Source organism: Nonomuraea sp. NPDC050478, assembly GCF_044458265.1.
GTDB classification, from domain to species: domain Bacteria; phylum Actinomycetota; class Actinomycetes; order Streptosporangiales; family Streptosporangiaceae; genus Nonomuraea; species Nonomuraea ferruginea.
The window spans coordinates 1,310,873-1,322,064 of sequence record NZ_JBITHT010000002.1 but is presented as its reverse complement, the minus strand read 5'-3'; the positions used below and the strand labels follow the sequence as shown (position 1 = coordinate 1,322,064).

Annotated in this window: 10 protein-coding genes; 4 read left to right on the top strand and 6 right to left on the bottom strand. The window is 73.0% G+C overall.

Annotated features, from left to right (window positions below; all coding sequences use genetic code 11):
• Nucleotides 1–2: 2 nt before the first annotated feature.
• Both ACIBF7_RS14170 and ACIBF7_RS14165 read right to left on the bottom strand, forming a co-directional pair.
• On the bottom strand, nt 3–1,406 hold the full coding sequence (locus tag ACIBF7_RS14170) for a phytoene desaturase family protein (RefSeq protein ID WP_397197237.1): 1,404 nt from the start codon (nt 1,404–1,406) through the stop codon (nt 3–5).
• A gap of 73 nt (nt 1,407–1,479) precedes the next feature.
• Entirely contained in the window at nt 1,480–2,109 is a 630-nt protein-coding gene (locus ACIBF7_RS14165; RefSeq protein ID WP_397197236.1) for a DUF305 domain-containing protein, read from the bottom strand.
• A gap of 122 nt (nt 2,110–2,231) precedes the next feature.
• Here ACIBF7_RS14165 and ACIBF7_RS14160 point away from each other — a divergent pair, with 122 nt between their 5' ends.
• Both ACIBF7_RS14160 and ACIBF7_RS14155 read left to right on the top strand, forming a co-directional pair.
• Nucleotides 2,232–2,942 (top strand): DUF3105 domain-containing protein, encoded by a 711-nt coding sequence (locus tag ACIBF7_RS14160; protein ID WP_397197235.1) that lies wholly within the window; start codon nt 2,232–2,234, stop codon nt 2,940–2,942.
• A gap of 61 nt (nt 2,943–3,003) precedes the next feature.
• On the top strand, nt 3,004–3,459 hold the full coding sequence (locus tag ACIBF7_RS14155) for an SRPBCC family protein (RefSeq protein WP_397197234.1): 456 nt from the start codon (nt 3,004–3,006) through the stop codon (nt 3,457–3,459).
• Here ACIBF7_RS14155 and ald read toward each other — a convergent pair.
• Nucleotides 3,452–4,567 carry an alanine dehydrogenase gene (gene ald, locus ACIBF7_RS14150; RefSeq protein WP_397197233.1) on the bottom strand — a complete coding sequence of 372 codons (1,116 nt, stop codon included), beginning with the start codon at nt 4,565–4,567 and terminating at the stop codon, nt 3,452–3,454. The two genes, ACIBF7_RS14155 and ald, sit on opposite strands and share 8 nt — an antisense overlap.
• A 159-nt stretch (nt 4,568–4,726) precedes the next feature.
• On the opposite strand from ald, the gene ACIBF7_RS14145 reads away from it, so the two are divergent.
• Nucleotides 4,727–5,611, top strand: a complete 885-nt coding sequence (locus tag ACIBF7_RS14145; RefSeq protein ID WP_397197232.1) for an excalibur calcium-binding domain-containing protein — start codon at nt 4,727–4,729, stop codon at nt 5,609–5,611.
• Here the strand turns inward: ACIBF7_RS14145 and ACIBF7_RS14140 are convergent.
• The 3 genes from ACIBF7_RS14140 to ACIBF7_RS14130 are packed head-to-tail and all read right to left on the bottom strand — an operon-like array spanning nt 5,608 to nt 9,471.
• The gene (locus ACIBF7_RS14140; RefSeq protein WP_148032907.1) at nt 5,608–6,993 is read right to left on the bottom strand and encodes an NCS2 family permease; all 1,386 of its coding nucleotides are present in this window, start codon (nt 6,991–6,993) and stop codon (nt 5,608–5,610) included. The genes ACIBF7_RS14145 and ACIBF7_RS14140 overlap by 4 nt on opposite strands.
• Before the next feature lie 54 nt (nt 6,994–7,047).
• Nucleotides 7,048–7,281 carry an EF-hand domain-containing protein gene (locus tag ACIBF7_RS14135; RefSeq protein ID WP_148032906.1) on the bottom strand — a complete coding sequence of 78 codons (234 nt, stop codon included), beginning with the start codon at nt 7,279–7,281 and terminating at the stop codon, nt 7,048–7,050.
• A 21-nt stretch (nt 7,282–7,302) separates the two neighbouring features.
• Nucleotides 7,303–9,471: a xanthine dehydrogenase family protein molybdopterin-binding subunit gene (locus ACIBF7_RS14130; protein ID WP_397197231.1), complete on the bottom strand. Its 2,169-nt coding sequence runs from the start codon at nt 9,469–9,471 to the stop codon at nt 7,303–7,305.
• A gap of 94 nt (nt 9,472–9,565) precedes the next feature.
• Here ACIBF7_RS14130 and ACIBF7_RS14125 point away from each other — a divergent pair, with 94 nt between their 5' ends.
• Nucleotides 9,566–11,188: a PucR family transcriptional regulator gene (locus ACIBF7_RS14125; protein WP_397197230.1), complete on the top strand. Its 1,623-nt coding sequence runs from the start codon at nt 9,566–9,568 to the stop codon at nt 11,186–11,188.
• Nucleotides 11,189–11,192: the final 4 nt, after the last annotated feature.

Below are 11,192 nucleotides of genomic sequence, written 5' to 3'. Positions count from 1 at the left end.
CGTCAGCGGAGCGCGAGGCGGGCGGCCTGCCAGCCGCCCACCCCGTGCACGCCGGGCCCTGGCGGGGTCGAGGCCGAGCAGAGGAACACCCCACGCAGCGGGGTGCGCCAGGGCGCGGGCGACCACACCGGCCGCTTCAGGAACTGGCCCAGGCTCGCCAGCCCGCCGCCGATGTCGCCGCCGACCAGGTTGGGGTTGGCCGCCTCCAGCTCGGCGGGCCCCATCGCGTGACGGGCCAGCACCCGCTCGCGGAAGCCCGGCGCGTACCGCTCGATCTGCGCCTCGATCGGGCCAGTCATGTCCACGGCGGAGCCGTTGGGGACATGACAGTAGGCCCACAGCGTGTGCCCGCCCCGCGTCGGATCCGCCGCGTACGGCTGCACCAGCAGCACGTACGGCCTGGGGGAGTGGCGGCCGGCGGCCGTCTCCGCCTCGCTCAGCGCGATCTCCTCCAGCGTGCCGCCCAGATGGACGGTGCCCGCCTCCGCCACCGCCGGGTCGCGCCACGGCACCGGCCCGTCCAGCGCCCAGTCCAGCTTGAACACCCCTGGCCCGTGGCGGAACCGGGCCAGCCGGTCGCGGTAAGCAGGCGGCAGGTCGGCCATTTGGAGGAACTGGCGCGGCGACACGTCGAGCACCACCGTCTCCGCGTCGAGCTCGGCCAGCCGCCGCACCCGGTGGCCGGTCACCGCCTCGCCGCCCAGCTCGCGCAGCCGCGCCACCAGGGCGTCGGCCAGCCGCTGAGAGCCGCCCTTCACCACCGGCCAGCCCACCAGGTGGGCCGTGGCCGCGAGCATGAGCCCGTAGCCGCTCGTGATCGGCGCCCGCAGGTCGAGCAGGGAGTGCGCGGCCATGCCCGCCAGCACCGCGCGCCCTTCCACGGTGCGGAACGCCAGCCGTCCCAGCGTCGTCGCGGGCAGCGCCGCCGCCACGCCGAACCGGGCCGCCGCGGCCAGCGCGGACGGCCGCGCCAGCCCCGCCGGCCACGGCCCGAGCGGTCTCAGCAGCAGGTCCACCAGCGGGAACCCGGCTCTCGCCGCCGATCCCGCCGTCGCCCGCCACGCCGCCGCGTCGCGTCCCAGCCCCGCCGCGGTACGGCCGGCGTCACGGTGCACGAGCACGGCGGGACGGTCGTCCAGCGGATGGGCGGCGGGCAGCGGCGGGTGGGCGTACTCGACGCCCTTCAGCTCCAGGTCGCGCAGGGCGGGGGAGGCCAGCGCCATCGCCATCACGGTCGCGCCCACGTCGTGGACCAGGCCCGGCAGCGTCAGCTCGGCCGAGCGCAGCCCGCCGCCGAACGCGTCGGCCGCCTCCAGCAGCAGCACCCGCCGCCCGGCCTCGGCCAGCTTGACGGCCGCGACCAGCCCGTTCGGTCCCGACCCCACCACGACCGCGTCAACGCTCACCCGCCCGCCTCCCGCTCATCGGACCCGAGTCTCCTGCCGTGTTCAGGTACCCCGAAGCGGGGCCCGCGAGCGGTCAGTCGAGGATCGAGGGGAACGGCTGCGCGTCGCGGTGGCGGAGCATGTCGGTCATCAGCTTGATCTCGCCCTGCTGCCCGGTGACGATCTTGCGGGCCATGCCGGTCACCTCGTCCCGGCCGGACAGCCGGAGCACGCCCTCGGCCATCTCCACCCCGCCCTCGTGATGGCGGATCATCAGCTGCAGGAACAGCACCTCGGCCTCGGTGCCCTCCAGCTCGCGGAGCTTGGCCAGCTCCTCGGCGGACGCCATGCCGGGCATCGGATCTCCGGGCCGCGCAGCGGAGGCGTGGGCGTGGCCGCTCATCCACGCCATCGACCGCATGTCGGTCGCCTGCGTCAGGCCCCACTGCTGCAGCCAGCCCAGGAACATGCCGCGCTGGTTGGCCTGGGTGTTGATGATGTCGAACGCCAGGGACCTGATCTCCCGGGACTGGCTCTTGTCCCTGATGGTGAACGACATGTCGACGGCCTGGGCGTGATGGGTCGCCATGTCGCGGGCGAAACCGGCCTCGGCGGAGTTGTCGCCGGGGGCGCCCCGGCCGCCGAAGAGGAGCAGCGCCGCCGCCGCGACGAGCACCAGCACGGCGACGACGGCGAACATTGAGTTACGAGCGGGCTTTTCCATGGCGTTGTCCAGCGTACCCATCGCCGCGCGCGGGTCGTGATCGGACGCTTACAACGCTCTTATTCTCCGCATACGCCCGGAGGGCATAAAGTGACCCCTGTTGGTTCGCCGATGGAGGAACGATGACAAAGGAGAAGGCGCAGGCGCGGCGGGAGCATCTGCAGAGGATGCGCGCCGAGCAGCAGCGCAAGGAACGCCGCACCGCATTCCTGATGTGGGGGACAGGCGGTCTGGTCATCGTCCTGCTCGTCGGTGTGGTGGGCTTCTACTTGGTGAAGCAGGCGCGCGAGACGTCGCTCGACGCCGTGGTGAGCGTCAAGTACGACGGTGGCCAGCATGTCTGGAACAAGGTCGCGTACAAGGAGACCCCGCCCGTGGGCGGTGAGCACAACAACTACTGGCAGCAGTGCGACATCTACGACAAGCCCATCCACAGCGAGCACGCCGTCCACTCGCTGGAGCACGGCGCGGTCTGGATCACCTACCGTCCTGACCTGCCCGCCGACCAGATCGCGAAGCTGAAAAACGTGGCCACCAGCACCGGTCAGCAGGACTACATGCTGATGAGCCCGTTCGAGGGGCTCCCGGCGCCGATCGTGGCCAGCACCTGGAACCACCAGCACAAGTTCGACAGCCCTGACGACCCGAAGCTGGGCGCGTTCATCAAGCGCTACCAGAACGGCGCGGACACGCCCGAGCCGGGCGCGACCTGCGGCGGCCCCGACGCCATCGTCACCACCGCCGACCAGGCCCCCCTCCCGCCGGAGCCCACGGGCCAGAGCCAGACCCCGATGGACACGGCCTCTCCGCAGCCGTCGCAGTCCCAGCAGTAACCCGATCCTCCCGAAAGGCCCGGCCTCGACCGCCGGGCCTTTCGCGTTGCAGGATGGGCGGGTGATCCGGTTCGACGTGGTGACGCTGATCCGGGCGGCTCCTCGCCGGGTGTTCGAGGAGTCGCTGTCCGTGGAGGCCCACATGGCGTCCATGGCGGGCTCGGGGGAGCGGGCCGTGGGCGGGGTGACGTCGGGGCGGATGGGCCCGGGCGACCGGGTCACGTGGCGGGCCAGGCACTTCGGGGTCGCGTGGCGGATGACCTCGGTGATCAGCGGCTACGACGCTCCCGTGTTCTTCGTGGACGAGCAGCTCGCCGGGCCGTTCCGGAGGTGGCGGCACGAGCACCGCTTCGCCGATGACGGCGGCGGAGGCACGGTCATGCGTGACGCGGTGGAGTTCGCGGCGCCGCTGGGCGTCCTCGGGCGGGTGGCCGAGGCGGTGGTGCTGGGGCGCTACATGGAGGCGCTGATCGTGCGGCGCAACGCGCATCTGAAGGCGCTGCTGGAGGCTAGCTGAGCACCTCCTGCGGGGGCGTCCACTCCAGGCGGTGCGCCTGGGCGACCGGGCGGCTGGTCAGGTGGCCCTCGTGGGTGCTCAGGCCGAGCGCCAGCGCCGGGTCCCCGCGCAGCGCCGCGGCCCAGCCGAGGTCCGCGATCGCGAGCGCGTACGGGAGCGTCACGTTCGTCAGCGCGAACGTCGAGGTGTGCGGCACCGCGCCCGGCATGTTCGCCACGCAGTAGAAGACGGAGTCGTGCACCCGGTAGGTAGGGTCGGCGTGCGTGGTGGGACGCGAGCCCTCGAAGCAGCCGCCCTGGTCGATGGAGATGTCGACCAGCACCGAGCCCGGTTTCATCCGCGCGACCAGCTCGTCCGGCACCAGCTTCGGCGCCCTGGCCCCGGGCACCAGCACGGCGCCGATGACGAGGTCGGCCTCCAGCACCGCCCGCTCGATCTCCAGCGTGTTCGAGGCCACCGTCTGGCAGTGGCCCTGGTAGATCAGGTCGGCCTGGCGGAGCTTGTCGACGTTCTTGTCCAGCAGCAGCACCTCGGCCTGCATGCCGAGGGCGATCGCGGCCGCGTTCATGCCCGACACGCCCGCGCCGATGACCACCACGTGCGCGGCCCGCACGCCGGACACGCCGCCCATGAGCACGCCCCTGCCGCCCCGCGAACGCATCAGATGGTACGCGCCCACCTGCGGGGCGAGCCTGCCCGCCACCTCCGACATCGGGGCGAGCAGCGGCAGCCCGCCGCCGGGCGTCTGCACGGTCTCGTACGCGATGCCGGTGACGCCCGCGTCGAGCATCGCCTTCGTGCACTCCGGCGAGGCCGCGAGGTGCAGGTACGTGAACAGCACCTGGCCCTTGCGCATCCGGTGGTACTCCTCCCGGACCGGCTCCTTGACCTTGAGTATCAGCTCGCACCCGGCCCACAGCTCGTCGGCGTCCGGCAGGATGGCCGCGCCCACCGCCTCGAAGTCCTCGTCGGGGAGCGACGAGCCGGCGCCCGCGCCCCGCTCGACGAACACCTGGTGGCCGTGGCGTACGAGCTCGTGGGCGCCCGCGGGGGTGAGGGCCACGCGGTATTCGCCGTCCTTGACCTCGCGGGGAACACCGACCTTCATGAGGACACTCCCTTTCCCGGGCAGGCGCGCGGTTGCCGTAATTCTTTCTCCATCCCCGGCTTCTGAACACGAACTCGAGAAATGTTCGGCTGATTACCCGGCACCGACCGGTCCTCGATAAGCTCACCGCAGCCCGTAGTCAGGATGGGGACGTCGACGATGGACAAGGCGGAAGAGCCGCCCAAGGCAGCGGATCCGGGGCCGCCGAGGGCCAGCAAGGTCACCACCGTCATATTGATCGTCTCGCTCGTCCTGATCGTGCTCATCGCCGGCGTGCTCGGCACCGTCGCCGTCCTGATGACCCGGACGCCCGACGCCCCGCTCCTCGGCGGCGCCCCGCCGCAGCGGCTGTCCACGCCGATCCACTTCGCCCCCGTGCGCGAGACCAAGGCCGCGCCGTGCCCCGGCGAGGAGGCGGCGCTCGACGACACGCAGACCACCTGCTACCTGCTTGAGGACGGCGTCACGGTCAACGCCGTGCAGGCCGTCGAGGCGGTCCGCGGTCGTGACGGCACCTACTCGGTGCGCATCGCGGTCGCTCCCGCGTACAAGCAGAAGCTCGTCGACCTCATCGACGAGCAGGTGTCCGACCAGCGGCAGATCGCCGTCGTGCTGGTGCCGCGCACGGTCCTGGCCGCGCCCATCGTGACCCAGGGCATGGACGGCGACAGCCTGAGCATCGCGGGGATGACCCAGCAGGAGGCCGAGGCGCTGGCCACCCGCGTGCTCGGCGACGCCGCCCCGCCCTCCTCGCCGCCCGCCTCCACCGATCCGGCCGGTACGGGTGACCCCGCCGGGACCGGTGACCCCGCCGGCACCGGTGACCCCACGGGCACGGGCGATCCGGCCGGCACCGGCGACCCGGCCGGGACCGGCCAGACGACGGGCACCGGGACCCGGACCCCCGACCAGCGGTTCGCGAGCTGCCAGGAGGCCACGGCCGCCGGCTTCGGCCCCTACACCAAGGGCACGCACGAGGAGTACGCGTGGTACGCCGACGTCGACGGCAACGGCGTCGCCTGCAACTCCGGCGACCTGCGCTAACTGAAGAACCCGCCCACCCAGTCGATCGCGAAGTAGGCCGCGAACACCAGCGACACCACCCACAGCAGCCACGGGATCTCGCCGAACTTCCCCCGCGCCGCCTTGATCAGCGTATAGACGATCACCCCGGCGCCCACCCCGTTGGTGATCGAGTACGTGAACGGCATCAGCGCGATCGTCAGGAAGGCCGGCAGCGCCAGATCCGGATCGTCCCACGGCACGTTCTTGCTCTGCATCATCATCAGCGCCCCGACCAGCACCAGCGCGGGCGCGGCCGCCGCCGCGGGCACCACCGCGGCCAGCGGGGTGAACAACAGCGCCAGCGCCATCAGCGCCCCGGTGACCAGGCTCGCCAGGCCGGTCCGCGCGCCCTCGCCGACGCCCGCCGCCGACTCCACGAACACCGTGTTCGCCGAGGAGCTCGACACCCCGCCCATCATGGCGGCCACGCCGTCCACGGTGAGGATCCGGCCCAGCCGCGGCACCCGCCCCCGCTCGTCCACGAGCCCGGCCTCGTCGCTGACGCCGATGATCGTGCCCATCGCGTCGAAGAACCCCGACAGCACCAGCGTGAACAGCACCACGGTCGCGGTCAGCGCGCCCGCCGTGACGAACCCGCCGAACACGTCGACCTGCCCGACCAGCCCGAAGTCCGGCGCCGACACCACCGACTCGGGCACCCGCGGCGCCACCACCCCCCAGTCGGCCTGGTCGATCGTGGCCACCGAGTTCACCACGATCGCCACGATCGCCGTCACCACGATGCTGATCAGGATCGCCGCCGGCGTGCGCCGCGCGTACAGGGCGATCATCAGCAGCAGCCCGAAGCAGAACACCGCCACCGGCCATCCGGTCAGGTGGCCGGTCGTGCCGAGCTGCACCGGCGTGCCCGAGCCGCGTGTCACGAAACCGGAGTCCACCAGCCCGATCAGCGCGATGAACAGCCCGATCCCGACGCTGATGGCGTGCTTGAGCGCCAGCGGGATCGAGTTCATGATCAGCGCGCGCAGGCCGCTCACGGCCAGCACGATGATGACCGCGCCTTCCAGCACGACCAGGCCCATCGCCTGAGGCCAGGTCATGTGCGGGGCGGCCTGGTAGGCGACCACCGCGTTCAGCCCCAGGCCCGCGGCCAGCGCCAGCGGCGCGTTGCCGACCAGGCCCATGAGCAGAGTCGAGATCGCCGCGGTCAGCGCGGTCGACGTGGTGAGCTGCGCGATGGTCAGCTTGGCGCCGGTGACGTCGTGGGCACCCGCGAGGATGATCGGGTTGAGCAGGATGATGTACGCCATGGCCATGAACGTGGTGACACCACCGCGCACCTCACGGCCGACGGTGCTCCCCCGCCGGGACAGCTCGAAGAACCTGTCGAGCACCGGCATCCCCCTTCAGCGACGCGGGGGATCGCCCGGTGCCCTACCCGGCGGGGGAACCGATCATGCCTTCTCGTGCCTGCCGCCGCCGACCAGAGCGGCGAACTCGTCCAGCCCGATCCGGCCGTCGCCGTCGCGGTCGGCGGCCTCGATGAACGCCTCGATCTCCGCCTCCGAGGCGCCCAGGCCGCCCATGGCCTCGTTGGCCTTCCTGATCTCGGCGGTCGTCAGCAGACCGTCGCCGTCGGCGTCGAACCGCTCGAACTCCGCCTTGGCCGCCTCGCGTGCGTCAGCCATAAGGGTCCTCCCCGTGGTCGTTCAGCCCCCGATGTGGGCCAAGGCGATATCTTCGGGTCTTATCGGAACGCGCGTCAACCGCAGGCCGGTCGCCGCGCGCACCGCGGCCGCGATCGCGGGGGTGGAGGAGAGTGTCGGGGGCTCACCGGCGCCACGCAATCCGTACGGGGCAGCAGGGTCTGGATTTTCCAGGATTTTCATCGTCATGGGCGGCATGTCGAGAATGGTGGGGATCAGGTAGTCGGTGAAGGACGGGTTCAGCACCCTGCCGTCCCTGACCTGGATCTCCTCCATCAGGGCCAGCCCGAGGCCCTGCGCCGACCCGCCGTGGATCTGGCCCTCCAGCGCCTGCGGGTTCAGGATCCGGCCGACGTCCTGCACGGCCGCCAGCTCGACCACCTTGACCAGGCCCAGCTCCACGTCCACGTCCACCACCGCCCGGTGCACGCAGAGCGCGAGCTGGGTGTGCGAGTCGCCCTGCCCGGTGAGCGGGTCCAGCGGGAACGTCGGCCGGTGCCGGAACTCCCGCGTCTCCTCGACGGGACCGAACTTCTCCAGCGCCTCCCGCACGGGCAGCCCGCCGAACCGCTCACGTACCGCCTCGCAGGCCGCCTTCACCGCGCCGCCCGTCACGTACGACTGGCGCGAGGCCGACGACGACCCGGCCGACCCGACCGAGGTGTCGGCGGTCGCCACCGTCACGTGCTCCACGCCCAGCTCGGTGCGGGCGATCTGGGCCTGGATCGTCACCAGCCCCTGGCCCACCTCGGCCGCCGCGGTGTGCACGGTGACGTGCGGCCCGCCGTTGACCAACTCGGCCCGCACCCGGGCCGTGGAGTAGTCGTCGAACCCCTCCGAGAAGCAGATGTTCTTGATCCCGACCCCGTACCCGACGCCGCGCCGCACCGACTCGCCGTGCGTGGTCTGCGACACGCCGCCCGGCAGCCCGCGCAGGTCGTCGCCGGCGGGCGGCGGCAGCGGGAACGACTCCAGCTCGCGCAGCATGTCGGCGAGCGGCGCCGGCGAGTCGATCACCTGCCCGGTGATCAGCGCCGAGCCCTGCGACACCGCGTTGCGCCGCCGGATCTCCACCGGCGACAGCCCGCACGCCTCGGCCAGGCGGTCCATCTGCGACTCGTACGCGTAACACGCCTGCACCGCGCCGAACCCGCGCATCGCGCCGCACGGCGGGTTGTTGGTGTAGACGCCGGTGGCCTCCACCAGCACGTTCGGCACCTCGTACGGGCCCACGCCGAGCGAGGCGGCGTTGCCCACCACGGCGGGGGAGGAGGAGCAGTAGGCGCCGCCGTCCAGCAGGATGGCGGCCTTGACGTAGACGAGCCGGCCGTCGCGGGTGGCGCCGTGCTCGTACCGCATCCGCGCAGGATGGCGGTGCACGTGGCCGAAGAACGACTCCTCGCGCCCGTACACGATCTTGACGGGACGGTTCAGCCGGAGCGCCAGCATGCACGCGTGCACCTGCATCGACAGGTCCTCGCGGGCGCCGAACGCGCCCCCGACCCCGGCCAGCGTCAGCCGCACCTTCTCCGGCGGCAGCCCCAGGCAGGGGGCGAGCTGGTCGCGGTCCACGTGCAGCCACTGGGTGGCGATGTAGAGGTCGACGCCCCCGTCCTCGGCAGGCACCGCCAGCCCCGACTCCGGGCCGAGGAACGCCTGGTCCTGCATGCCGACCTCGTACTCGCCGCTGACCACGACCTCGGCCTCGAACACCTCGCCCGTGCGCACCGGCTGGTGGCGCACCAGCTCCGTCGCCAGGCGCGGGTCCGTCACGGCCTCGCGCACCTCGTAGTCCACCACGATCGCGTCCGCCGCCCGCCGCGCGGTCTCCGGATGGTCGGCGGCCACCAGCGCCACCGGCTCGCCCTGGTAGCGGACCTGGTCGACGGCGAGCACCGGCTGGTCCTTGCGCTCCAGCCCGTAGAACTTCTCGCCCGGCACGTCCTCGTGCGTCATGACCGCGCGCACGCCAGGGACGGCCAGCGCCGGTCCCACGTCGATGGACCTGATCCACGCCGACGGGTGCGGGCTGCGCAGCGTCGCCCCCCACACCATGCCTTCGAGCCACAGGTCAGAGGCGTAGGCGAACTCGCCCGTCACCTTGAGCACCGCGTCCGGCCGCCGCGCGCTCTGGCCGACGCCCTGCCGCAGCGAACTCGCCGTCTCCGTCATCCTTCGAGTAGAGCACCGGCCCGGTGCGGGCGGTATGCGCGCCAGGTGAAATCGGGGTAAGCGCGGCCACCGGCGGGCTTGTATATTCCTCCAAATGCGGATACGTGACCTGCTGGCCGTCGGCGAGCCGCGTCTCCGGCTGCTCACCGGAGACCCGGACCGCGCGTTCACCTCGGTCCACATCACCGACCTGCCGGAGCCGGGGCGCTACCTGTCGGGCGGCGAGCTCGTGCTCACCGGCCTGATGTGGCGCCAGGGGCCGGAGGACTCGGCCCGGTTCGTGGCCGCGCTGGTCGAGGCGGGGGTGGCCGGGCTCGGCGCCGGGCAGGCGTGGCTCGGCCACATCCCCGCCGACCTCGTGACGGCGTGCGAGCGGGCCGGGCTGCCGCTGCTGGAGGTGCCCACCGAGGTGTCCTTCCGCACCCTGGCCGAGCAGGCCGGGCACCGCCTGACGGGCGACGCGCGCGAGGCGCTCGGCCGCCACCGCAGGCTCGTCGCCGCCGTGGCCGAGGGCGCCGACCTGCCCGAGCTGTTCGCGCTGACCGCCGCCGAGCTGGGCGTCACCGGGGCGGTCGTGTCCGCCGCCGGCGAGGTCATCGTCGGCGCGCCGGACGACCCCGCCGGCCTGGCGCGCGCCTACCTGACCGCGACCCGGCTGCCGTGCCTGGCCGGCGGCCACACGCTGTTCGGCGTCGGGCGCGGCCACCGGGCGGGCGGCTGGATGCTCGCCTGCGACGGCGACCTGCTCGATCGGGCCGACCTGGGCTACGAGCTGGCGGCCTGCGTGGCGCTGGAACGCAGCCGCATGGAGGAGGGGCGGCGGGTGGAACGGCGGCTCGCCGGCGAGCTCCTGGCCGCCGCCCTCGCCGGCGCCGACGCCGCGGAGCTGAACGCCCGCTTCCGCACCTCCGGCCTGGACACCGCCGAGCCGTACGCGGTCGTCAACGCCGCCATCACCCACCCCGGCCCTGCACCCGTCCCCGCCCGGCCGGACGCGGTGTCCGGCTTCGCCCGGCCGGACGTGGTGTCCGGCTTCGCCCGGCCGGACGCGGTGTCCGGTCCCGGCGAGCCCGGCTTGGTCGGGGTCGCCCGCTCCGCTGGGCACGGTGCGCCCCGCGAGCACGGCCCGGGGGTGCTCGGGGGGCAGGTGCTGGAGGAGTTGCTGGGCCGGGAGATCGTCGCACCGCCGGGCGCCGACGGGGCGGTGGCGGTGGTGCCGCTGCGCGGCGGGGACGTCGCCGATCTGGCCGCCCGCCTGCGCGCCGGGGCCGCGATCCTGTCGGCGCTGCCGGACGCCCGCGTCTGTCTGGGCCTGAGCGGCGCACTCACCGGCGCGGCCGCACTCCGAGGCGGCGTCGAGGAGGCCGGTCACGCCAGACGACTGGCCGAGGCCCGCGACGGCGGGGTGGTGACGTCCGACGAGATCTACACGCACGCGCTGCTGCTGGCCACCGTCCCCGGCGACGTGCGCAGGTCGTTCGCCGGGCGGCTGCTCGCCCCGCTGCTCGACTACGACGCCGGCCACCAGTCGGAGCTGGTGCGCACGCTCGCCACCTTCCTCGACTGCGCCGGGTCCTGGAACGCGTGCGCCGAGCGGATGCACGTGCACGTCAACACCGTGCGCTACCGGATCAAGCGGGTGGAGGAGCTGACCGGCAGGGACCTGTCGACGATGGCCGACCGGGTCGACCTCTTCCTCGCGCTCAGGGCGAGATGACCGG

Bases quoted from the DNA above. Each gene is read 5' to 3' on its own strand.
- ACIBF7_RS14165 (WP_397197236.1), bottom strand. From the start codon at position 2,109: ATGGAAAAGCCCGCTCGTAACTCAATGTTCGCCGTCGTCGCCGTGCTG.
- ACIBF7_RS14160 (WP_397197235.1), top strand. From the start codon at position 2,232: ATGACAAAGGAGAAGGCGCAGGCGCGGCGGGAGCATCTGCAGAGGATG.
- ald (WP_397197233.1), bottom strand. From the start codon at position 4,567: ATGAAGGTCGGTGTTCCCCGCGAGGTCAAGGACGGCGAATACCGCGTG.
- ACIBF7_RS14145 (WP_397197232.1), top strand. From the start codon at position 4,727: ATGGACAAGGCGGAAGAGCCGCCCAAGGCAGCGGATCCGGGGCCGCCG.
- ACIBF7_RS14140 (WP_148032907.1), bottom strand. From the start codon at position 6,993: ATGCCGGTGCTCGACAGGTTCTTCGAGCTGTCCCGGCGGGGGAGCACC.
- ACIBF7_RS14135 (WP_148032906.1), bottom strand. From the start codon at position 7,281: ATGGCTGACGCACGCGAGGCGGCCAAGGCGGAGTTCGAGCGGTTCGAC.
- ACIBF7_RS14130 (WP_397197231.1), bottom strand. From the start codon at position 9,471: ATGACGGAGACGGCGAGTTCGCTGCGGCAGGGCGTCGGCCAGAGCGCG.
- ACIBF7_RS14125 (WP_397197230.1), top strand. From the start codon at position 9,566: ATGCGGATACGTGACCTGCTGGCCGTCGGCGAGCCGCGTCTCCGGCTG.